General features: G+C 37.0%; 14 protein-coding genes. 3 read left to right on the top strand and 11 right to left on the bottom strand.

The window, feature by feature from the left end; all coding sequences use genetic code 11:
* Positions 1-56: 56 nt before the first annotated feature.
* Positions 57-440, bottom strand: coding sequence for a hypothetical protein (locus tag ACJJVM_RS01800; RefSeq protein ID WP_298350460.1), 384 nt, complete (start codon positions 438-440; stop codon positions 57-59).
* A 143-nt stretch (positions 441-583) separates the two neighbouring features.
* On the bottom strand, positions 584-3136 hold the full coding sequence (locus tag ACJJVM_RS01795) for an ATP-dependent Clp protease ATP-binding subunit (protein ID WP_298350462.1): 2553 nt from the start codon (positions 3134-3136) through the stop codon (positions 584-586).
* A gap of 253 nt (positions 3137-3389) precedes the next feature.
* Here ACJJVM_RS01795 and gyrA point away from each other — a divergent pair, with 253 nt between their 5' ends.
* Together gyrA and ACJJVM_RS01785 are read left to right on the top strand one after the other, a co-directional pair.
* Complete coding sequence (gyrA, locus tag ACJJVM_RS01790) at positions 3390-5936, top strand: DNA gyrase subunit A (protein ID WP_035337046.1); 2547 nt, start codon at positions 3390-3392, stop codon at positions 5934-5936.
* Positions 5937-5999: 63 nt separating this feature from the next.
* The gene (locus ACJJVM_RS01785) at positions 6000-7247 is read left to right on the top strand and encodes a tetratricopeptide repeat protein (RefSeq protein ID WP_405210597.1); all 1248 of its coding nucleotides are present in this window, start codon (positions 6000-6002) and stop codon (positions 7245-7247) included.
* Between the two features lie 81 nt (positions 7248-7328).
* Here ACJJVM_RS01785 and ACJJVM_RS01780 read toward each other — a convergent pair whose 3' ends face one another.
* Together ACJJVM_RS01780 and ACJJVM_RS01775 are read right to left on the bottom strand one after the other, a co-directional pair.
* Entirely contained in the window at positions 7329-8078 is a 750-nt protein-coding gene (locus tag ACJJVM_RS01780; protein ID WP_298350467.1) for a C40 family peptidase, read from the bottom strand.
* Between the two features lie 18 nt (positions 8079-8096).
* A complete protein-coding gene (locus ACJJVM_RS01775; protein ID WP_405210596.1) occupies positions 8097-9278 on the bottom strand; it encodes an acetyl-CoA C-acyltransferase in 1182 nt (393 codons plus the stop codon).
* A 138-nt stretch (positions 9279-9416) separates the two neighbouring features.
* On the opposite strand from ACJJVM_RS01775, the gene ACJJVM_RS01770 reads away from it, so the two are divergent.
* The gene (locus tag ACJJVM_RS01770) at positions 9417-11465 is read left to right on the top strand and encodes an HD family phosphohydrolase (protein WP_405210595.1); all 2049 of its coding nucleotides are present in this window, start codon (positions 9417-9419) and stop codon (positions 11463-11465) included.
* Positions 11466-11563: 98 nt separating this feature from the next.
* Here ACJJVM_RS01770 and ACJJVM_RS01765 read toward each other — a convergent pair whose 3' ends face one another.
* From ACJJVM_RS01765 to ACJJVM_RS01735, 7 genes are all read right to left on the bottom strand, one after another.
* Positions 11564-13972 carry a thiamine pyrophosphate-dependent enzyme gene (locus tag ACJJVM_RS01765; RefSeq protein ID WP_405210594.1) on the bottom strand — a complete coding sequence of 803 codons (2409 nt, stop codon included), beginning with the start codon at positions 13970-13972 and terminating at the stop codon, positions 11564-11566.
* A gap of 184 nt (positions 13973-14156) precedes the next feature.
* Positions 14157-16988 carry a metalloprotease gene (locus ACJJVM_RS01760; protein ID WP_405210593.1) on the bottom strand — a complete coding sequence of 944 codons (2832 nt, stop codon included), beginning with the start codon at positions 16986-16988 and terminating at the stop codon, positions 14157-14159.
* Positions 16989-17133: 145 nt separating this feature from the next.
* Complete coding sequence (locus ACJJVM_RS01755) at positions 17134-17823, bottom strand: TIGR00730 family Rossman fold protein (RefSeq protein ID WP_298350478.1); 690 nt, start codon at positions 17821-17823, stop codon at positions 17134-17136.
* 52 nt (positions 17824-17875) lie between these two features.
* The gene (gene uvrA / locus ACJJVM_RS01750; protein WP_405210592.1) at positions 17876-20707 is read right to left on the bottom strand and encodes an excinuclease ABC subunit UvrA; all 2832 of its coding nucleotides are present in this window, start codon (positions 20705-20707) and stop codon (positions 17876-17878) included.
* A 163-nt stretch (positions 20708-20870) separates the two neighbouring features.
* Positions 20871-21305 (bottom strand): methyltransferase family protein, encoded by a 435-nt coding sequence (locus ACJJVM_RS01745; RefSeq protein WP_405210591.1) that lies wholly within the window; start codon positions 21303-21305, stop codon positions 20871-20873.
* A gap of 67 nt (positions 21306-21372) precedes the next feature.
* On the bottom strand, positions 21373-23142 hold the full coding sequence (locus ACJJVM_RS01740) for a long-chain fatty acid--CoA ligase (RefSeq protein ID WP_298350485.1): 1770 nt from the start codon (positions 23140-23142) through the stop codon (positions 21373-21375).
* Between the two features lie 129 nt (positions 23143-23271).
* The gene (locus ACJJVM_RS01735) at positions 23272-25650 is read right to left on the bottom strand and encodes a M14 family zinc carboxypeptidase (protein WP_405210590.1); all 2379 of its coding nucleotides are present in this window, start codon (positions 25648-25650) and stop codon (positions 23272-23274) included.
* Positions 25651-25662: the final 12 nt, after the last annotated feature.

Raw genomic sequence — 25662 nt, 5'->3', positions numbered from 1 at the left:
CCGCAAAATTGATGAATTCAATTCAAATAGTAAAGAATTTTCCTATAAAAAATATGCTACTCTAAAAGCATTATATCTTTATGAATAAGAGCCTCTTCCATAGTTGCAAACAGTGCAAAAGGTTTACAGAAAAATAATTTTTCTATATTTTGAGCATCTTTAAAGTCTTTGTTGGGACTAACTACTATAAAACCTTTAAGGTTTTTAACCTTGGCAGTTTTTAAATAAATAGTAGGATCTATAGAGTAAGAATAAATTCTGTGGGTAATGTAAATAAAATTCCTTCCTGCAAAGTGGGTTTCTGCAACAGCTATTAATACATCATTAAAATTTGTGTGCACAGTTACACCTTCATCCATAATGACATATACATAGTCTTCATAGACCGTGACTTTGCCAAACGAGAATTCTAGTTGAATACCGAGTTGTAATTCTTTCATAAGTTGGGGATATTTGAATAGAATATAATTAAATGTAATTAAATAAATTATTAATTACCAGCACTTTAACTATTATGTAATTAAAAAATCCCTTACTAAACACTTAAGTTTAGTAAGGGATTTAATTTAATTATAAGAGATTTTTAGGACTCTGTAGTCTCTCCTTTTTTGATATCTATAATAAGTTCATCCTTATCTGTATCAAAATCCATAAAGATGCTATCTCCTTCTTCTAGCTTAGAGTTTATAATCTCTTCAGCTAGTGCATCTTCTATATACTTCTGTATAGCTCTTTTAAGAGGTCTGGCTCCATACTCTTTATCAAAACCTTTGTCACTTATGTAATCTTTAGCTTTCTCACTTAAAGATAGGTTGTAACCAAGTCCTTTGATTCTTGTAAAGAGTTTTTCTAGCTCGATATCAATAATTTTATGGATATCCTCACGCTCTAGTGCATTAAATACTACAACGTCATCTATACGGTTTAAGAATTCTGGAGCAAATGCCTTTTTAAGTGCATTTTGAATAACACTACGTGCGTTTTCATCTGCTTGAGTTTTACGAGATGATGTGCCAAAACCTACTCCTTGACCAAAGTCTTTAAGCTTTCTTGCCCCGATATTTGATGTCATTATGATAATAGTATTTCTAAAATCTATCTTACGGCCTAGAGAATCTGTTAAGAAACCATCATCTAGCACTTGCAGTAACATATTAAAGACATCTGGATGCGCTTTCTCTATCTCATCTAGTAAAACTACAGAGTAAGGCTTACGTCTTACTTTTTCTGTGAGTTGACCACCTTCTTCATATCCTACGTATCCAGGAGGCGCTCCTACGAGTCTTGAGATAGAAAACTTCTCCATATACTCACTCATATCGATACGGATGAGTGCATCTTGATTATCAAAAAGCTCTTTTGCAAGAACCTTTGCAAGTTGCGTTTTACCTACACCAGTCTGTCCTAAGAATATAAACGAGCCTATAGGTTTGTTAGGGTCTTTTAATCCAGCTCTGTTACGTTGTATTGCTTTTGCAACCTTTGCAACCGCCTCATCTTGACCTATTACGTTTTCTTTTATTGTTGCTGGTAGTTCTGCAAGTTTGTTACTTTCTGTTTGTGCAATGCGGTTAACAGGTATGCCCGTCATCATACTCACTACATCTGCCACATTATCTTCAGAGACAACTTCTTTATGAAGTTTAGAATCTTCTTCCCATCGCTCTTGTGCGATTGCAAGTTCTTTTTCTAAATTTTTCTCATCATCACGCAGCTTTGCGGCCTCTTCATATTTCTGCTTCTTTACCACAGAGGTTTTGAGTTCTCTTACCTCTTCTAGCTTATTTTCTAATTCTAAAATCTTTTTAGGAACATCAATATTAGTAATATGCACGCGAGATCCTGCTTCGTCTAGAGCATCTATAGCCTTATCTGGAAGAAATCTATCGGTCATATATCTATTAGTAAGTTTTACACACGCTTCAAGTGCCTCATCTGTATATGAGACATTATGATGCTCTTCATACTTACCTTTAATATTTTGTAGTATCTCAATTGTTTCTTCTACAGACGTAGGTTCTACAATTACTTTTTGAAAACGTCGCTCTAGAGCACCGTCTTTCTCAATGTGCTGGCGGAATTCATCTAGAGTTGTTGCACCTACACATTGTATTTCGCCTCGAGCGAGAGCAGGTTTAAACATATTTGAAGCATCAAGAGATCCTGTTGCTCCTCCAGCTCCTACAATGGTATGTATCTCATCTATAAATAAGATAATGTCATCATTCTTTTCAAGCTCGTTCATAACGGCTTTCATACGCTCTTCAAACTGCCCTCTATACTTTGTTCCAGCTACAAGGCTAGCAAGATCAAGAGTAACCACTCGTTTGTCAAAAAGGATACGAGATACCTTACGCTGTACAATACGTAGTGCAAGTCCTTCTGCTATGGCAGATTTACCTACTCCAGGCTCACCTATAAGGAGAGGGTTATTTTTCTTACGTCTACTCAGTATCTGTGATACACGCTCAATCTCTTTACTACGGCCTACAACGGGATCTAGTTTACCCTCGTCTGCCATTGCAGTAAGATCACGTCCAAAGTTATCAAGAACCGGAGTCTTACTTTTTTTAGTACCCTTAGGGGTTGTAGGGCTGTTAAAGGGGTTTTCCTTAGACTGCTCATCACCATTATCTGCATCATCGCTAAATGATTCAGACTTTATAGGTTCTATATATTCGTCGCTTTCGTTTGCCATCATTAGTTTAAATTGGTCTTTTACGTTGTCATAATCTACCTTGAGGCGGTTTAACAACTTTGTTGTTGGGTCATTCTCATTGCGTAAAACACAAAGTAGGAGGTGAGCCGTATTTATAGCAGAGCTTTGAAAAAGTTTTGCTTCTAAAAATGTTGTTTTTAGGGCGCGCTCTGCCTGTCTGGTAAGATGTAAGTTCTTCTTGTCATTATTTTGCAAGCTCACATTAGGATTTGCTGGACTTAAGATTTCTACCTTACGTCTCAAGTGCTCAAGGTCTATTTCTAGAGCTCCTAGTATATCTATCGCTTTACCGCTACCATCTCTTAATAAACCAAGCAGTAAGTGTTCTGTACCTATAAAATCGTGGCCCAGGCGCAATGCCTCTTCCTTACTATAAGCAATAACATCTTTTACTCTTGGCGAAAAATTATCATCCATATCTTTCCTCGTTCGTTCTTATGTAAATTTAAGCAAACTGGTTCAAAAATCATTCCGCTTAAAGTCCTCAGTCCAAATTACCAAAAATACCTGACAGTTTGCCCTACAATTAACAGGGTAGTTATTAAAAGAACGTGTTAAAATTTGTTGATAAATAGTACGCTTTCGCGAAAGCGTAACCCCATAAAAAATAACGAAAATGGTTACATTGCTATTTGTAAAAAATTTGACTTAAAATCTAATCAATTTATATATGGCTGAAGGAGAAAAGCTGATCTCGATTAATATTGAAGATGAAATGAAATCTGCTTACATCGATTACTCGATGTCAGTTATCGTATCACGTGCACTACCTGACGTGCGTGATGGTCTAAAACCAGTACACCGTCGTGTTCTTTACGGAATGCACGAGTTAGGAATACGAGCGAGTGGTGCTCACAAAAAATCTGCAAGAATAGTAGGAGAGGTACTAGGTAAGTATCACCCACACGGTGACACCTCTGTATATGATGCAATGGTACGTATGGCTCAAGAGTGGAGTTTACGTTATATGCTTGTAGATGGTCAAGGTAACTTTGGGTCTGTAGATGGTGATAGCCCAGCAGCAATGCGTTATACCGAGGCTAGAATGCGCAAGATATCTGAAGATATGCTTGCAGATATTGAAAAAGACACAGTAGATCACCAACTTAACTTTGATGATACCCTTAAAGAACCTACCGTATTACCTACACGTGTACCAGGGTTACTTATAAATGGTGCATCTGGTATTGCTGTGGGTATGGCGACTAATATGCCACCACACAACCTTTCTGAAGTTGTAGACGGTATACACGCTTACATAGATAATAATGACGTTACTATAGATGAACTTATGGAGCACGTAAAGGCTCCAGATTTTCCTACCGGAGGAACTATTTATGGTTATGACGGAGTACGCGAGGCTTTTAAAACAGGGCGTGGTCGTGTTGTAATGCGCGCCAAGGCAGAGTTTGAAGAAGTAAAAGGTAGAGAGTGTATCATTGTGACCGAAATACCATATCAAGTCAATAAGGCTGATATGATTAAGAAAACGGCCGATATGATCAACGATAAGAAGATCGAGGGTATATCTGCCATACGTGACGAGTCAGACCGTAATGGTATGCGTATCGTTTATGTTATAAAACGTGATGCTATCCCAAATATCGTACTTAACAAGTTATATAAGTACACGGCACTACAATCATCATTTAGTGTAAATAACATTGCTCTTGTAAACGGGCGTCCTGAGATGTTAAATCTTAAGGATATGATACACCACTTTGTTGAGCACCGCCACGAGGTAGTAGTGAGAAGAACAGAGTTTGAGCTTAAAAAAGCAGAAGCTCGTGCACACATACTAGAAGGTCTTATTATTGCTTCAGATAATATAGATGAAGTAATTGCCATCATACGTGCAAGTGCAAATGGTGATGAGGCGAGACAAAACTTAATAGAGCGTTTTAAACTCTCAGAGATTCAAGCAAAGGCTATCGTAGAGATGCGTTTACGCCAGCTTACAGGTCTAGAGCAAGACAAACTACGTAGTGAGTACGAAGAGATAATGAAGACTATAGAAGACTTAAAAGATATCCTTGCAAAGAAGGAGCGTCGTATGTCTATCATTAGAGAAGAGCTTCAAGAAATAAAAGATAAGTATGGAGATGAGCGTCGCTCTATTATAGAGTATGCAGGAGGTGATGTAAGCATCACAGATCTTATTCCAGATAAAAAGGTAGTGATTACTATCTCAAATGCTGGTTACATAAAACGTACATCACTTACAGAATACAAAACTCAAAATAGAGGAGGAGTAGGTACAAAAGCATCTACTACTCGTAATGAAGATTTCTTAGAGCATCTATTTGTAGGGACTAACCACCAGTATATGTTATTCTTTACACAAAAGGGTAAATGTTTCTGGATGCGTGTTTTTGAAATACCAGAAGGAAGTAAGACTTCAAAAGGTAGAGCTATCCAGAACCTTATTAATATAGAGCAAGATGACGAGGTAAAAGCATTTGTATGTACAGGAGACCTTAAAGATGAAGATTATATAAATAATCACTACATCATTATGGCGACCAAAAAAGGACAAGTGAAGAAAACAGCACTAGAGCAATACTCACGTCCTCGTACTAACGGTATCAACGCGATTACTATTAAGGACAATGATGAGCTACTGTCTGCAAAGCTTACAACGGGAGAGAGTCAAGTGATGCTTGCGCTTAAATCTGGTAAGGCAATACGCTTTGAAGAAAGTAAGACAAGACCTATGGGAAGAAACGCCTCTGGTGTTCGTGGCATAACTCTTGCTAATGATGAAGATGAAGTAGTAGGAATGGTGTCTGTAAACGATACAGAAAGTAACATCCTAGTTGTTTCAGAAAAAGGGTATGGTAAGCGTAGTAGTCTTGAAGATTACAGAATAACAAACCGTGGAGGTAAAGGAGTAAAAACAATCTCTGTTACCGAAAAGACTGGAGAACTAGTATCTATTAAAAACGTTACTGATGCAGATGATCTTATGATTATCAATAAATCAGGTATCGCTATAAGAATGGAAGTAGCTTCACTAAGAGTTATGGGACGTGCAACACAAGGAGTACGACTTATTAACCTTAAAGGAAACGATTCTATTGCCGCTGTCGCGAAAGTAAAAAGTGATGAGGACGATATAGATGATGAAGATGACACAGTAGATGGAACTCCAGTAGAAGGAGGGACAACTGCTTCAGAAACAACCCAAAACGAAAACTCTTCTGAAGAAGAAGAATAGACACATAAGGGTTGAGAAAAAAAAGAGTAATTTTGAAACCCTTATATTAATTAAACACTTATAATGAAAACTAAAATTTTATTTGCAATAGCATTTGCCGTAACGTCTATGGCTTTTGCACAAAAGAAGGAAGTAAAAGCAATCGAAAAAGCTATCAAATCTGGTAGCTATGGAGAGGCTAAGTCTTTAGTAGGAGCAGCAGATGCTCTTTTAGGCCAGATGGACGATAAGACTAAAAGCAAGTTTATGCTTTTAAAAGCTCAAGCATTTTTAGGAGTTGATAATAAAAATGTAGCAGACTTAACTAAGGCTGGTGAAGCATTTAAGGCTCTTGTAGGAACAAAAATGGATGGTCAAGCACAAACTGGACTATCTAACGTTGTAGCAGCACTTGTAAATAGTGCAGTACAAGATCAAAACACAGATAAATTTAGCGATGCTGGAGCAAAGCTAGAAAAAGCGTATGCTTTTAGTAATGATAATAAAGATTATCAATACTATGCAGCTTCAAACTATCTTAACTCAAAAGAGTATGATAAAGCTGCTGCTATCTTTGAAGATCTAATGGCTACCGGTTATACTGGTCAAGTAAATGAGTTTTATGCAGTAAATGCTGCTTCTGGAGAAGAAAAGAAGTTTGATAACAAACAAGAAAGAGATATCGTAGTTCTTTCTAAGGAATATGTAAAGCCTAGCGAAAGGTTGAGCGAGTCTAAAGAAAATGTTATTACTGAATATTTAATCAGCATCTACTCTTTTCAAGATAAGAATGACAAAGCACTTGCAATGTTAGATACTGCACTAGAGAAAAAGCCTAACGATGTAAAGCTTCTTACTTCAAAATCTAATATCTATTTAAAGATGGATAAGAAAGATGAGTACAGAGCTATCATTGAAAAAGTATTACAACTTGATCCTAATAATGCAGAACTTCACTATAACCTAGGTGTAACTGCAGATCAACAAGGTGATGACGCGACAGCTGTTGAATACTACAATAAAGCAATTGAGCTAGATGCTGGTTATGCAAATGCATATAATAACCTTGGAGCACTTATTTTAAGAAAAGATGCAACATTTGTAGATCAGATGAACAGCTTAGGTACTTCAAATGCAGATTTTGATAAGTATGAATCTCTTAAAGTTGAGCGTAAAGCAAACATCAGAAAAGCGGTAACTTATATGGAGAAAGTATTAGAGCTTAAACCAGATAATGCCGAGATAGCAAATAACCTACTTAACCTGTATCAAGTACTTGAGGATACAAATAAAGCAGACGCTATGAAAGCAAAAATTGACGCAATGAACTAATCATTGTTTCATATCCATAAAAAAACCCGCCAGTAAGGCGGGTTTTTTGTTTTTCAATATTCTCTTTAAGAAAATATATAATTAGATGATTTTCTTGATAACTCTTAGTTTATGTGTATGCGTACGTTTATGCACATTATATATACCAGAGTGATCTAATCTATCTATACGTACTTCACCGTGAGCGTGTATGATATAATTATCTTCCATAATAATACCTACGTGCGTTATAGCACCTTCTGCATTATCAAAAAATGCCAGATCTCCTGGTTCACTCTCTTCTATAAAACTTAAAGCTTCGCCTTGCGTAGCTTGCTGTGATGCATCTCTTTTAAGACTATAACCATTAAGTCTATAAACCATTTGTGTAAAACCACTACAGTCTATCCCAAAAGGAGTTCTACCACCCCATAGATAAGGAGATTTTAAATAAAGCATAGCTGTTTCTATAAGCTGTTCCTTACTGGTCTTTCCTGTGAAGCTGTTTCCTTCATAGGTATCTTTAAGCAAGCTTATATTTTCTACAGCAGCTCCTAGAACCACGGTAAGTAGTTGTTTGTGCTCTGTGGTTATAAACTGTACGGGATCTGTAGTGAGGGTGATAGGTTGCGCTTTCGCGAAAGCGTATTCATCCTCACTTATTTCTATATATTGCTTGTTATCTATCCAGCCCTCATACTTATCGTGTGAAAGTTTAATGCGGCTCCATTTTTTACGTTGCTCTACAACTTTAAAATGTTCACCATAGAGAACCTGGTTTACAAGTTCGCTAGGGTCCGAAGGTTCGGCACGCATTGGGACAATACTAAGCTGGCAGATACCGTAACGCATAGTTTTTATAAAATTCTCTTAGTTGTGATTTTCTATAACCATTGCAGATGCGCCACCGCCACCATTACAAATGGCTGCTGCACCTAGTGTAGCATTGTTTTGTTTTAAAACATTCATAAGGGTGATAAGTATACGTACACCACTACATCCTAATGGATGTCCTAATGATACTGCACCACCGTTTACATTTGTATTTTCATCTGTAAGACCTAATATTTTCATATTTGCAAGACCTACTACAGAAAATGCTTCGTTAAATTCAAAAAAGTCTATCTCATCTTGAGAAACTCCAGCTTTTGCAAGTGCTTTAGGTAAAGCCTTAGATGGAGAAGTGGTAAACCATTCTGGTTCGTGAGCAGCATCTGCATATCCTTTTATTGTACATAGCGGTGTGAGGTTGAGCTCTTTTGCCTTTTCTTCACTCATAACAATCACAGCTCCGGCACCATCGTTTATAGTAGATGCGTTTGCAGCTGTTACGGTCCCGTCTTTTGTAAAAGCTGGACGTAAAGCAGGTATTTTCTCCATCTTTACATTTGTGTACTCCTCATCACGATCTACAATAATATCGTCACCACGTCTTTGTGGTACTGGTACTGGTACAACCTCATTGTCAAATTTTCCTGCATCCCAAGCAGCCGCACTACGCTTGTATGATTGAATAGCATAATTATCTTGATCTTCACGAGAAAACTCATACTCTGTAGCACAAGCATCTGCACATACGCCCATAGCATTACCGTCATAGGCATCTACAAGACCGTCTTTTTGCATACCGTCTATCATAGATTGTGGTCCAAATTTATGACCGTTGCGTAGGTGTACATAATGAGGGATTCTACTCATATTTTCCATACCACCGGCTACTACAACATCTGCATCTCCTAGAGCAACAGCTTGAGCTGCCATCATCACGGCTTTCATACCTGAGGCACATACTTTGTTTACCGTTGTACAAGGAACAGTATCTGGAATACCAGCACCTAGTGCCGCTTGTCTAGCAGGAGCTTGACCTACACCAGCTTGTACAACATTGCCCATAAATACTTCATTTACAGAAGTGGGGTCAAGATTAATTTTATCTAGAGCTCCTTTTATAGCGATAGCTCCTAGCTTACTTGCAGTTACAGAGGATAATGACCCCATAAAACTACCTATAGGTGTACGTGCCGCAGCAACTATAACAACGTTTTTACTCATATTTTTTGTGTTTGAAGTGCTTAATTTTAGTCTTGCGAATGTAAGAAAAATTCTAAGATTTTTGAGGCTCGACATCAGTGTCTAAGGCTATTTGAAGCGATATTATTTTAGTACTTTAGCTTCTCACTAATATACCTTATGAGTACAACCGCACAGAAGTTTTATAAACATCAAGATCTTTTATATAAATTCTTGCTTATCATTATATGTGCTGGTTTTATAGTGTACTTTTTCCCTAAGAGTGGAAAATTTAAATATGAGATACAAAAAGGTTTCCCGTGGCAGTATGAAAACCTTTATGCAGACGAAGATTTTGCAATACTCAAAAGTGCAGACGAGATAGCAGAAGAAAGAGAGCAAATCAAGTCACAATCTGCAGTGTATTATGATTATAATCAAGATGTATTAGGTCAAGTACAGTCTGTTTTTAATACAAATTTTGATAAGGCCTTTCCAGATAGCATAACTTATAAGTTTGCAAAGCAAGAGCTTAGAGATTATGGTAACAACCTTCTTAGTAGTTTTTATAAAAAAGGAGTCGTAAAAGATAAACCAGTTTATAATACAGGTAGACTAGTCTATTTAAAAAGAGGTAACGAAGTTTCAGAAATGAAGCTGGATGAGATTACTGTGTTGAGTAACTTACCAGACGCATTAAGTGCTGCAACCCAATCTAGCACTTACAGGGACTACTCAAACAAATATCTACAAGCATTTTTTGATGGTTTAGAGGCAAATATTTCTTTAGATCAAGAACTTACTAGAGAGACACTTGATCTTGAGTTGTCGAGTATATCAGAAACTCATAATATAGTTCCTAAGGGAAGTATCATTATTGCAAGAGGAGAACTAGTAGAAGGAGAAAACCTTCAAAAATTATTATCTCTCAAAGAGAAGTATGAATCACAAAACATAAGCGAGTCTAGATATAACTGGGTGCTTTTTGGTTATGTGTTGCTTGTATTGCTAGCCTTAGTAATGCTGCTCCTTTTTATAAGAACTTATAGACCTTCTGTGTTTCTTAATAACACAAAAGTGACCTTTGTATTCTTTAATGTCCTGCTTATGGTTTTACTTACAACCATTGTGATAAAGTGGAGCCCACAGTATGTATATGCTGTACCTATGTGTATACTGCCTCTTATTATAAAGGCGTTTTTTGATGCGCGATTAGGGCTTTTTACACACGTTATTGCTATACTTCTTTTAGGGTTTATAGTTCCAGACAGTTTTGAATATTTCTTCTTACAAGTTATTGCAGGTATAGTAACTATTCTTACTGTACCAGAACTTTATAAGAGAGCAAACTTGTTTATTTCTGTTGGTCAAATAACATTAATTTACATACTTGCATATTTTGCTTTTCATATTATTAGTGAGGGAGGAGTAGAGGGGCTTGCCTGGCCAGATTTCGGTATGTTTATGCTTGCAGGGCTTGCCACACTCTTTGTGCAACCGCTTATATATATTTATGAGAAAATGTTTGGGCTCGTGAGTGACGTCTCACTTCTTGAACTTTCAGACACAAATAGTAAGCTTTTAAAAAGACTTGCAGATGAGGCTCCAGGGACTTTTCACCATAGTCTTAACGTTGCAAATCTATCAGAAGCAGCAGCAAATGAAATAGGGGCAAATGCAATGCTTGTACGAGTAGGGGCTCTCTATCACGATATAGGAAAGATAGAAAACCCTACAGATTTTACAGAAAACCAAGCCACAGGGATTAATAGTCACGACGACTTATCACCAAAGGAAAGTGCACGTATCATTATAGATCACGTTCTTAATGGTATTGAGCTTGCGCGAAAGTATAATCTACCAGATCGTGTCATAGATTTTATAAGAACTCATCACGGTACCAGTACTGTGCAATATTTCTACTTTAAGGAAAAGGAAAAAAATGAAGATGCTGCCCTTGAAGATTTTCAGTACCCAGGACCTCTACCATTTAGTAAGGAAACCGCTATTTTAATGATGGCAGATAGTGTTGAGGCGGCAAGTAAGAGTCTTAAGAATCCTACATCAACACTTATAGATGCTTTTGTGGAGAAGATTATCAAGAAGCAAATGGACGAAGATCAGTATCTAAATGCTGATATTACATTTAAAGAAATCCAGCAAATAAAGAAGGTTCTTAAAAAGAAGCTCAATAATATCTATCACCTTAGAATAGAGTACCCAGAGTAGGGAGTATGTTATTATTCCGCTTTCGCGAAAGCATAAAACTAAAAAACGAGACACATTATGTATCTCGTTTTTTTATAACTATCTATTTCTGTTTTAATCTATCGTAGTTTTGGAAAACTTGAAGGATTTGCCTCGTGCATCATTCCATATATCTTTTCAAAAATATCATCTGCAGATGGTTTTGAGAAGTAATCACCATCGGTACCATATGCTGGCCTATGCTGTTGTGCAGCGAGTGTTTCTGGCTTACTGTCAAGATATTTATAAGCATCTTGTTTGTTAAGTACTTCATCAAGAAGATAAGCACTTGCCCCTCCAGGCATATCCTCATCTATTACGATAAAACGATTTGTTTTCTTTATACTCTCAACGACATCGTGATTAAGGTCAAAAGGTAGTAGTGATTGTGCATCTATAACTTCTGCATTAATACCTACAGATAATAGATCTTTTGCTACGTCCATAATAATACGCAAAGTACTACCGTACGATAAAATTGTAATATCTGTACCTTCTTTTACAGTCTCTACAACTCCTATAGGTGTTTTAAATTCTCCTATATTAGTAGGTAAGTTTTCTTTTAGTCTATAGCCATTAAGACACTCTACAACTAGTGCAGGTTCATCACTTTCTAAAAGTGTGTTATAAAAACCTGCTGCTTTTACCATATTACGTGGGGTAAGGACATACATACCTCTTAACAGGTGTATAATCGCTCCCATTTGAGACCCACTATGCCAGATACCTTCTAGCCTGTGACCACGAGTTCGCACTATTAGTGGCGCTTTTTGCTTACCGTGAGTTCTATATCTTAATGTAGCAAGGTCATCACTCATTATTTGGATAGCATATAGTATGTAATCTAAATATTGAATCTCTGCAATAGGGCGGAGACCTCTCATAGCCATACCAATACCTTGACCTATAATTGTTGCTTCTCGTATACCTACATCTGCCACGCGCAGCTCACCATACTTTTCTTGCATTCCCTCAAGACCTTGGTTTACATCACCTATAGCTCCTGCATCTTCTCCAAAAACTAATGTATTAGGATATTTTGCAAAAATTGCATCAAAGTTATCTCTTAATACAACACGACCATCTACTAGGTTTTCTTCTCCGTAAGTAGGAGCAATAGCAGGTACAGACGTTGCACCATTACCATTCTCATTATATAAATGAGCACTGTATTGAGGCTGTATTTTTGCTGTGTAGTTATCTATCCACTCTATGAGTTGCGTTCTAGCTGGACTATCTTCTCCTATTGTAAACCTAAGCGCCTTTCTAGCTGTGCCTAAAAGATCAGACTTAAGAGCTTCTTTATTTTCTACTAGTGGTGTGAGTAGTGGCTTTATAAAACTACCGTTACTAGAATTACTTATAAGTGTTTCTAATATGGTAACAATTTTTTGCTTTTCATTTTTGATAGGATGTAAAAATGCTTCCCAAGCAGCTTTTTTACCATCTCTTACTTTTTTCTTAAGGTCTTTATCTATCACCTTAAGCTCTTCATCTGTAGCGAGTCCTTGATCTAAAATCCAGGTTCTAAACTGTACATTACAGTCAGACTCACGCTCCCACTGTAATCTATCTTGATCTTTATAACGCTCGTGTGAACCAGACGTAGAGTGTCCTTGTGGTTGTGTAAGTTCTACCACGTGTACTAAAACAGGTACGTGCTCTTTACGAGCAATAGCACCAGCACGCTCATAAGCATCTACTAGGGCAGGGTAGTCCCATCCTTTTACTTTTATAATCTCATAACCATTATCTTCTTCATCACGCTGGAAGCCTGCAAGAATTTTTGATATACTTTCTTTTGTAGTTTGATGTCTGGCGTGTACTGAGATCCCATACTCATCATCCCATACACTTATTACCATAGGTACTTGTAGTACACCAGCAGCGTTTATAGTTTCAAAAAATAAACCTTCACTGGTACTTGCGTTACCTATAGTTCCCCAAGCTACTTCATCACCGTTGTTTGAGAAATTTTCGCCTTGAGCTTCTTTTACATTTCTGTAAATCTTTGATGCTTGTGCAAGACCTAATAATCTAGGCATTTGCCCAGCCGTAGGTGAGATATCAGAACTTGAATTCTTTTGTTGTAGTAGGTTTTTCCAATTTCCATCTGGATCAAGACTATGAGTGGCAAAATGTCCACCCATTTGCTTCCCGGCACTCATAGGGTCAAAAGCGATATCTGTATGAGCATACAGACCTGCAAAAAACTCTTCTATAGAGAGATGGTCTATGGCCATCATAAATGTTTGATCACGGTAGTACCCTGATCTAAAGTCACCATTTTGAAAAGCACGAGCCCAAGCAAGTTGCGGCAACTCCTTACCATCACCAAAAATTCCAAACTTTGCCTTACCTGTAAGAACTTCTCTTCGTCCCAACAAGCTACACTCTCTACTCGTTACCGCAATGCGATAATCATTAAGTACAGATTGTTTAAAATCTTCATAAGATAAAGCTGCTTTAGTATCTGGTTTACTTGCCATAGGTATATTTGGATTAAGTCGTAAAAATAGCCAAAAGATTGTCGTAATGCAATACAGCAATGCGTTAAATACTTATAAAATTCGCACTAAAGCTGGCTTGATTTGACTTTATTTTTAAAAAAATGCAACAATCTTCTTTTCTATTGCGGATATGTCAACTGTAGAGCGTGTTTTTTGTAGACTTTTAATACCACTTTCGTGAAAACAACCCTATAACAGTATCAACACTTAATTGAAGTTGAAATCTTATTTTTTGATCATAGTTGGGTTGACCAATTTCCCACCCAAGGTTTGAATAAATCGGGAAGTACAACTCAAAGTAGTCATCTAGTAAACTTACTTGTATCCCGGAGTCATATACAAGCTCGCCATTTGCTCTTTTATTTTTTACAACACCTACGTCTCCATATGCATAGAAGTATTTCCAAAGAGTCGTACTAGCATTTGCTGTAAACATCCACTCGTTTGCAAATACAGGTGCAACTGCATCGAGTTGCGATTTAAAACCACCTTCTGCTATAATTATTTGTTGAGAGAACAATCCACTACTTTCAGAACGACCATAATAATTATAATCAAAAAGATAGTCTGTAGGTCTATCAAGTGCAAAACTAAAGAAATTGCCATCAGACTGTGTTTTGTTATACGTAAATACTCCTCCAAAAAGGCGCACATTAAGCTGTCTGTTATTTAAAAAGAGTCTTCTGTAAAAGATGCTTCCAGAGAGCTTACCAAAGTTTCTTGCAAATTGCACATCACCCATAAGATTAAGTGTGTGAATAATACCTGGATTAAACCGACTATATCTTAAATTAAGCACATCATAATTAGGTGTAGGCAGCGGTACTAGTGGGTCTTCTTGACGCTGCACACTCACATATCTTGCAGACACAAATTGACGCTTATCTGCTCGTAAATTTGAAGTTCTAAACCTCAAGTTTACAAAGGGAGTTACCCTAGTAAATAGTAAATCTGGAGCATAAGAAAATCTATTGCCAGAAATACCATAGCGCAGTCCATAAAGCCCTTGGTTTTGAAAATCGTGTCGGTATGATATAGAGGCACTACCTATGAGCTTTTTTGATTTGAGCCCTATCTGTGGTTCTATTTTATAGTTAAGTGCTTTTGTAAGTAATGTTTTATTATACAATTTTACTCCTGGAGAAAAACCATCATATATATTAAACTCTGCCACAGGCATAAAGAATAACTGGTTTTTTGAAGGGTTTTCAAAATCTTGAAAAAATTTAAATTGCAATGGCTTGTCTATGCCTAATAAAGCTCCAGGCTTTTCATAATTATTTCTAAGATTATTTTCGGGAACTATATTTTTATAATTGAGAACAAAACGATCTGCTTCTCCTTTAGGGTATGAAAGTGTGGTAAGCTTTTCTTTTCCAGAAACCCAACGTGTACTTGTAAGACTATCATCTTTAAAACTATAAACTGGTATAGGAGTTTTACGTCTCTTTTTATTCTTTACAGTTACGTAGATAGAATCTCCTTTTACCTTAGAGTTTTTAAGCGCATAATCTATACGCTCATTTGAGGTGATGTAGTCATTAAAAAACCAACTAACATCCTTCTCCGTTTTTTTAAGAACTAAATCCTTAAAAGCCTTAGATTTAATAGGCATAGAGGCGTTTGCTTCATAAAATGATTTTATGATTCCATCTAGTGCGTCATTATCTAGATACTCATTAAGATAAACTAAGCCCACACCACTTTTATAAGAATAGCCTATATTCTTGTTGTACTTTATGAGCTTATCATATGGAGTATTAAGACCTTGATCAAGGTTGAGTCTTGATATATGACTGTACAACACAGAAAACTGATCGTTAAACTCTAACTGTGATGCATAAAACTGCCTTACAAGCCAGTATTTATCTAAGCCACCCACAACTTTTAGGTCGGGATAAAAAGTGTCTATATAATTCTGCAGTAGGTATACTTTTATACCATCTATAAGCCACCTATCTGTACGAGGGTTTACAAGTAGTGTATTATTTACATAATTGTTTATGGTAGTTTTAAGGAGTTTAATCTCATACTTAAACCCATCTGGAAATGGGCTTATAAAGCTAGGCAACTCATTAAGACCATAAACAGGTTGCTCCCTATAATCTAAATCTGTTACGAGAATTTTATCAAACGGATAAGCTCCTAAGTTTTTATCAAGATAACCCGCAATACGATCTGTTATAACCGCTCTTATTTGAGGTGGGAGTGTACCATTATGCAAGTTTGACACAATAGTTACATAGTCTGTTTGTACTTCTTGATAATTAGAATTTTTAAGAAGAAATATTTTGGCATCTGTACGCTGTTTTCCGGTGAGACGTGTCAGCTTTTCGCCTTGAGCGTATGAAGAACCTTGAATCGCTTTTTCTAGATCTGTTACTAGTGTAAAGCCATTAGGTATAGAAAAACTAACGGTAATATCAGACTGCGGGAAGTATCTGTCATTAAGATTTTTATTACTGTAAAATTGCCATCCTCCATCATAAACCGCGGGTGTCATAAACCAGTATCGCAGGTTATAATCTCCATTGCGAGTAATTCCATAATCTGTAAACTTAGCATCTGGTAGTGTTATGTTGTATTGCAAATTTAAAGAAACCGTCGTGCCAGGTTGTATAGCCGTTTTGAGAAGTACTTTAATTATATCTGGAAAGCCTTCTGGGCGTGTATATTGTAAAATACCGTCTGAGCTGGATATTGCTTTAACTTTTGTAAAGCCACGTTCGGCATCTGTTGCTAAGTGAAATTTTTTCTCAAAAGACTCAGCAAATCTTTTTGCTAGGGGAGTAGTCTTACTAGAAAAACTATTTGCCCAGTCTGTGAGATATACCTCTTCCCAAACATCTGTAGAGTTGTTTTGTATAGAGATTTGTTGCTGGATGATAATGGATCTATCATCTGGCTGTAATTGAGCATTTATGGTCATCGCATTCTGACCTACCGCAACAAAGCTAGATATAATCAAAAATAGAAATGAGTAAAAATGTTTCAATATAGATGTAAATGGGGTTTATTATTAAAACGATATTAAAGGAGATTTATGATATGCACGGTGTTTAAACACTTTATAAATCTCCTTAAGATCTCTTAGTAAACTTGTATGGTGTAAGTTACGCTTTCGCGAAAGCGTAAACCTACTAGAAGTTAGGACTTAATTTATACTCATCATAGAAGTTGTTGAGTACTTCAATAACCTCGTCAGACGTGTCTACAAGGTGTATGAGATCTAAATCTCCTGCACTTATATTATTAAATGAGTCAAGCAAAGTTTCTTTTACCCAGTCCATTAAACCTCCCCAAAACTCAGTACCCACAAGAATGATAGGAAACTTCTGAATTTTATGAGTTTGTATAAGTGTGATTGCTTCAAAGAGTTCGTCTAGTGTACCAAAACCTCCTGGCATTACCACAAAGCCCTGAGAGTACTTAACAAACATTACTTTTCTTACAAAGAAGTAATCAAAGTCTAGACTTTTATCACTGTCTATATATGGGTTATCGTGTTGCTCAAACGGTAGTTCAATATTAAGCCCAACAGATGTTCCTCCTGCAAGGTGAGCACCGCGGTTACCAGCTTCCATAATACCTGGCCCTCCACCTGTGATGACTCCGTAACCGTTATCTGCAATCTTTTCGGCAACCTCTACGGCTAGTTTGTAATATTTGTGGTCTGGTTTTGTACGTGCACTTCCAAAAATGGATACACAAGGCCCTATACGGCTCATTTTTTCAAAACCATTTACAAACTCACCCATTATTTTAAATATGGCCCAAGAGTCGTTTGTTTTTTTCTCGTTCCAACCTTTTGGTCTACTTTCGTTGCGCATTCTAGTATTTTTATATTGTTAGTAAGACGTTTTTGCTATGTAAGCGTTGCGTCTAGTTCATTTCTTTTTTTAAGAACTCAGCCGTGTAGCCTTTATTCTTTTTAATTATTTGTTCTGGCGTACCTACGGCCACTACCTCGCCACCGCCTTTACCACCTTCATAACCTATATCAATTATATGGTCTGCAATTTTTACAACATCCAGATTGTGCTCAATGATAAGAATGGTGTTTCCTTTATCTACAAGCTTATTAAGAACTTCCATTAATACTCGTATATCTTCAAAATGGAGTCCCGTGGTAGGCTCATCTAATATATAAAAAGTATTGCCAGTATCACGCTTACTAAGCTCTGAAGCCAGCTTGATACGTTGAGCCTCTCCACCAGAAAGGGTAGTACTTTGCTGTCCTAGAGTTATATAGCCTAGCCCTACATCTTTTATAGTTTTTAACTTTCGGTGTATTTTTGGGATGTTTTCAAAGAAGTCTGTCGCCTCATTCATCGTCATTTCTAGTACATCTGCGATAGATTTACCCTTATAACGTATCTCAAGTGTCTCTCTATTAAAACGTTTACCTTGACAGGTCTCACATTCTACATATACATCTGGTAGAAAATTCATCTCTATAACCCTAAGGCCGCCACCTTTACAGGTCTCACACCTACCTCCTGTAACGTTAAAACTAAAACGTCCAGGCTTGTAGCCTCTTATAAGTGCTTCTGGAGTTTTTGCAAATAGACTACGTATCTCATCAAAGGCCTTTGTATAAGTAGCGGGATTTGATCTAGGCGTTCTACCTATAGGTGATTGATTGATGTCTATAACCTTATCACATTCATCTAGACCCTTTATACTCTTATAGGGCATAGGTTTCTTAACGCCATTAAAGTAATGTGCATTCATAATAGGGTAGAGGGTCTCATTAATAAGTGTAGACTTACCACTACCAGAAACACCGGTGACCGCTATCATTTTACCTAGCGGTATTTTTATAGATACATTTTTGAGATTATTACCCGTAGCACCTTTAAGCTCTATAAATTTCCCGTTTCCTTTTCTACGTTTTTTAGGGATTGTAATTTCCTTCTCTCCATTGAGATATTGTGCAGTAAGGGTGCTGTGATTTAAAAGTTCTTCTGGTGTTCCTTCACTTATAATCTCACCCCCATAATTACCAGCTTTTGGACCTATGTCTATCACGTGATCTGCACGCTCTATCATATCCTTATCGTGCTCTACAACTATCACAGAGTTCCCTATATCTCTAAGTGATACAAGGGAGTTTATAAGCTTCTCATTGTCTCGCTGGTGAAGCCCTATACTGGGCTCATCTAGAATGTAAAGTACTCCTACAAGTTGTGAACCTATTTGCGTAGCTAGACGTATACGTTGTGCTTCTCCACCAGAAAGAGACTTAGAGCTTCTGTTTAAGTTTAAATAGGTAAGACCTACATCTACAAGGAATTGTATTCTTGATTTTATTTCTTTTATAATTTCAGAACCTATCTTAAGTTGCTTTTCTGAAAGTCTCGAGTCTACTGTTTCAAACCAGTCTTTAAGCTCAAGGATATCCATAGATGCGAGGTCTGCAATGCTCTGGTTATCTACTTTAAAATAAAGAGATTCTTTACGTAATCGTGATCCCTCACAAACTGGACAAGCTACTTTATTCATATAGCTTTTTGCCCATCTTACGAGAGAGGTAGACTCACTATCTTTATAGGTGCTTTCTATAAAATTTGCGACACCTTCAAAATCTATTTTATAATCTCTTGTAACTCCTAGTTGTTTTGAAGAAACAGAAAATTTCTCATTACCTCCGTAAAAGATAAAGTCCATCGCCTCTTGTGGGATGCTTTCTATGGGGTCTGTAAGTTTAAAGTCAAAACGCTCTGCTATGAGCTGTAACTGTTTAAAAATCCAATTATTCTTTTTTGGACCGTGTGGGTCAAGCCCTCCAGCATTTATAGACTTTTTAGGATCTGGAACAATCTTTTTGGGGTTTACCTTATAAAGCTCACCTATACCATTACAATTAGGACAAGCACCCTTTGGCGAATTAAAAGAAAAATTATTAGGCTCAGGATTAGGGTATGAGATGCCGGAAGTAGGACACATCAAGTTACGGCTAAAATAGCGCACCTCTTGTGTATCGTGATCTAGCACCATAAGTACATCATCACCGTGATACATCGCAGTATTTATACTTTCGCGCAAGCGTTTACTATCCTCATCACTTTTTTTAACCTGCATACGGTCTATCACAATCTCAATGTCGTGCACCTTGTAACGGTCTACCTTCATTCCTTTTGTAATATCACGCACTTCACCATCTACACGCACTTTTACAAATCCCTGCTTCGCAATTTGTTCAAAAAGCTCCCTGTAATGCCCTTTACGAGAGCGTATGGTAGGAGCCAGTATATTTATACGTTTACCCTCATAACTCTCTGTAATGAGCTCCTGTATTTGCTCATCACTATAGCTCACCATTTTCTCCCCCGTATTGTACGAGTAAGCATCTGCTGCACGGGCATAGAGTAGGCGTAAAAAGTCATAAATCTCTGTAATAGTCCCAACGGTAGAACGCGGGCTTTTACTCGTGGTTTTTTGCTCAATGGCAATTACTGGAGATAAACCTAAAATTTGATCTACATCTGGACGCTCTAACCCACCCAGAAATTGTCTAGCATAAGCCGAAAAAGTTTCGATATAACGACGTTGTCCCTCTGCATAAATCGTATCAAAAGCGAGCGAACTCTTACCACTGCCCGAAAGTCCAGTAATAACAACCAGTTTTTCTCTAGGTATCATTACATCAATATTCTTTAGGTTATGAGCGCGAGCACCATATACTTCAATACGTTCTTCTTGTTCTGTCATAGAATTTTAGGCAAGTAACAAATTTACCGCTTTAAGGCTTAATTAGAAAGTGAGTACTACTATAAGAGATTGTTAATATTAATGCCTGAGCGTGGTTTTTTTACGCTTTCGCGAAAGCGTGATTCTACCCCATAAAACTATATGAAATTGCAAGATATTTTTTTTAAAACAATAACGGAATAAGACGGTAGGTTGTCTTCTTATATGCTTTATAGGTAGCTCCAAAATGACTTGACAGCAGTTGCTCTTCTCTGTAAATCTTTAAAATTAGCACTACAACAAGTGCTATATATAGCATTGAATTTATAATACTCAAAGGAATAAAAGCAGCCGGAATAAAAAATAAGAGAATACCCGTATACATAGGATTGCGCAAGATTTGATAAGGACCACGGGTTACTAAAGCCTCAGATTTAACCTCTGGCTGAATATTAAAATTACCGATACGCATTGCAAGTACTCCCCATAAAGCTATCGCAAACCCAAATACCTTAAACAACAGCGGTATATACTCCACACTAAAACTATCTGAACTGTAGAGTAGGGCGCCTATGAGGAAACCTTGAGCAATGACGAGTATTAATGAAGATCGAGACACGATGTTAAATTTACTAGGGTTTTATGTATTAAAAAAGGGTTACGATATCGTAACCCTTTTGAAAATTTTATAATCCGTAGATGTCATTGTAAAGATGAACGTAGTTCTCTTTAATGATTTTACGTTTAAGCTTCATAGTAGGAGTGAGGTGACCACCTTCTACGGTCCAAGCATCTGGCGTAAGTCTAAAGGCTTTTACCTTTTCCCATTTTGCAAAGCTCTCGTTTGCCTCATCAACTTCCTTTTGGTAGCGCGCTTGCACTTCTGGGTTTGCAATAAGATCTTTTTGTGAGGTGTAAGTCACATTTTTCATCTTTGCCCAGTCTTCAAGAAACTCAAAATTAGGTTGTATTAATGCAGCTGGCATTTTTTGCCCTTCACCTATAACCATTATTTGCTCTATAAAACGTGATTGCTTAAATCTGTTTTCTAATAATTGTGGTGCAACATATTTACCTCCAGATGTTTTAAACATTTCCTTCTTACGATCTGTAATTTTAAGGAAACCATCTTCATCTATGTGACCTATATCCCCCGTGTGGAAGTAGCCATTTTTAAGGACTTCGTTTGTCTTTTCTGCATCCTTATAATAACCTAGCATTACATTAGGTCCTTTTACAAGGATCTCTCCATCTTCTGCTATTTTTACTTCTACGTCCTTTATAAGCTTTCCTACAGTACCTATTCTAAAATTACCACCTCGCATATCATTTACAGAACATACTGGTGATGTTTCGGTAAGACCGTAACCTTCCATAACACCCATCTGCGCAGCATTGTATATTCTAGCTAGACGTGGTTGTAGTGCAGCACTACCAGAAGCAATCACTTTAAGATTACCTCCTAATGCCTCTTGCCATTTTGAAAAGATTAATTTACGGGCAATTGCAAGTTTACGCTCATATAACCATCCATTTTGACCATATGGCTCATATTCTAAACCTACATCTACAGCCCAGAAAAATAGTTTTTTCTTTATACCTGTAAGATCTGCTCCCTTTGCAATAATCTTGTCGTATACCTTCTCTAGTAATCTAGGTACAGCTGTCATAATCTCAGGTTTTACCTCCTTAAGGTTGTCTGAGATAGTCTCTAGCGACTCTGCAAAGTAGATTGCTACACTATTGTACTGATATAGATACGTAATCATACGCTCATATATGTGGCAAATAGGTAAAAAGCTCAATGCCTTTATGCCTTCGCCGCCAGTAGGTACACGTTCTGTACTTGATATGGCGTTACTCACAATATTTCTATGCGATAGCATCACGCCTTTAGGTCTACCGGTAGTTCCAGATGTATAAATAAGCGTAGCAAGGTCATCTGTCTTTACAGAATCCATAAGCGCTTGTACTTCTGGTTGATTACTATCATCTGCTCCTTGATCTAATACCTGTTGCCAGTTATCACAACCGTCTATATCATCAAAAGAGTATACCCCTTGTAATGATGGTACTTTATCTTGAGCTTCTCTAACTTTTGCTAGTGTTTCTGTACAAGAAACAAATACATATTTACTTTCAGAGTGATTAAGTACATATGCATAATCTTCGGCAGAGATGGTAGGGTACATAGGTACGTTTTGAGCACCTATTTGTAAAATACCTACATCACAGATATGCCACTCTGTGCGGTTAGTCATTGAGATAACTGCAATTTTATCATTAGGTTTTACTCCTAATCGTAATAGTCCTCTACTAAAAGCATTTGCTTTATCAATATATTCTTGCGTAGATGTCTTAATCCATTCTCCATTTACTTTCGTACATAGGGCATCAGGCAGGTTGTTTGTTTCCAGTTGATGATAAGGAAAGTCAAATAATCTAGTAATTTCCATAAGTTTCATTTAATTCGGTGACAAAATATGAAAAAATGCACGGTTTCTATTGAGTTATTCTTAAAATAAGGCACTATATTTTACAATTTGGAGATATTACATTGATTTACTATAAGATGCGTTTTTTACTTAATTCTTAACAATTTTAAAAATTGCACTGTTTTCCTCTGTTTCTAGTCTCAAAAAGTAAATTCCATCTGGTAGACCAGTATAATCTATAAACGCATTTCCTTGCTGTACTGTAGCGTTTGAAACTTCTTGACCTAAGACATTATAAACGCTGCTTGTGTATGAGCCTAGAGAAGTACGTACTTTTAATAGGTTCTTTACAGGATTAGGAAATAACTCAAAACCTGCTTTAAAATTTACATTTTCTACCTGCAGCGCCTCATCTGTAATTACAGAAAAATTAAGATCATCATAATAAAAGCCATCTCTTGTTACAGCTCCATCAGAAACAAGTCTGAATCTGGCCAAGATAACCTCTCCTATATAATCACTTAAATTAATTTCCTCAAATACCCAGTCATTCTGTACCCCATCATATAAAGGCTCTCCTACTGGTTGTGCATTAGTTCCTGCACTTGTAAAATTACCGCATTGTGGTTGCCAGCTGGCACCATTATCTGTAGATATTTCAAATTGTACATAATCCCAAGTATTTTCAATATCCCACTTTGCATAAAATGATACAGCTGCGGCTGTGCTTTGAGTAAGATCTATGGGGTCTGTAAGTGTGATACTACTATTTTCATTATCGCTATAATTACCAGAAGGTGAATCTGTAATAGATGATGAAGGTGATACAAAAGTGGAACTTGTTACTCCCCAGCTAGTATTCTCATAACTATCTATTGTATCTCCATTATCAAGAAATACATTAGTTAACGCTCCATATACTTTACTTACACGGATATTATTATCATAAAACCCATTGTTAACCACGAGGTCAAATTCTATACTATCACCTATCTCAATAGTAGGGTCTAGTGTATAAGTGATTGTTCCGCTAGCAGTTTCTAATGGCGCTAAAGCATCAAAATTTACCGCACTACCATTACTAGTAATATTGCTCGATACAGGGCTAAAGCTTACGATAAAGTCCCCAGTACTTGCAACTCCTAATCGTTTTAAATCAAAAGAGGTCGAGAGAGACGTGTTTTCTCCTACAAAGCTATTTGTAGTTTCTACAAGAGCACCATAGTTTGTTACCATCTGTGCAGCCGTAAGGTTCATAAACATCATCTCTTGTGAAATAGATATAATGTCACTTGCTGGTGGCCAGAAAGAAGTCCCTATCTCTGGAGTGAAGGCAAAAATCTTATCGTGAGTACCTACTGTACCATACATAAAATCATCACTCTCGCCAGCAAATGGATTGTCTCGTATAGGAGTATAACCGTTTATAGATGTGAGTTGCGCACCTAGACCTTGATACAATGCATCATCTGCCGTTGCGACATCTGCATACCCAAATGGATAGTACAACAACTCACCAAAGGTGTGATTATTAAGTGCCAGCACAAAGTTATGTTGCTCTACAAACCATTTTATTGCCTGATTTTCTATCTCAGAAAATGGCCCTGTACCGTGATAAGTGTTAGATCCCGGATTTGTAGATGATCCTGGGCCTCCCCAAGAGCCATTATTAGGATCTCCATTTATATGGTAATCATAATTTCTATTATTATCTACACCGTTGCCATTTTTTCTATTTTTACGCCATAGTCCACCTCCATTAGGATCGGTCACTTGATTATATAAATAACCATCTGGGTTAATCACAGGTACAAAATAGAGCTCAGTATTATCTACAATCGCTTTTACTTCTAAATTGTCCTCATAATTTTCTAATAAATACCACATATAATAAACAAGCTGCATAAGTGACATAGGCTCACGTGCGTGATGTATAGCCGTATATAGTATTTCTGGTTCGGTTTCATCTACGTTAGGGTTCTCACTTATTTTAAGCCAATATATAGGGTTAGAACCTATGGATGGTGTTACAGATGTATCTGGCTCGCCTTCTGTAAGAAAATCACTTATAGGTGACTTTGCAGTGATAAGTTCTGGGTACTGAGCCACCATTGCATCTACCTCTTCCAGAAACTCTTGGTAGGTGAGATATCCTCCCATAGAACCTTGATTAAAATTTACTGGGGTAGGGTAACTAGCTTCACTTGTTGAGCAGCTTGTGTTTTGTTGTTGAGATTGTGATCTATTGCTTTGAGATTTATAAAATGAGGCTACATCATTAATTAAAACGTCCACTTTATAACCACTTTGTCTAGCCAGATTAATCTCATCTGTAGAGAAGTCTGAGATTACAAAAGTACCGTCCTTATGGACTACGTGGTCTACGGCTACATCTAGATTTTTAAGATTTTGAAGCGTGTGGCTGCTAGATAGATATATTTTTGCTTTATGATATGTTAAAGGGGTTTGTTGCGCTTTCGCGAAAGCGTAAAATGTTATAACAACAAGCAGCGTAAGTAGTTTTTTCATCTAGTAGTCTTT

Source organism: Dokdonia sp. Asnod2-E02, assembly GCF_045063915.1.
In the GTDB taxonomy this organism is placed as follows: domain Bacteria; phylum Bacteroidota; class Bacteroidia; order Flavobacteriales; family Flavobacteriaceae; genus Dokdonia.
Note: the sequence above shows the minus strand (reverse complement) of the source record. Positions and strands in the feature narration are given on the sequence as shown.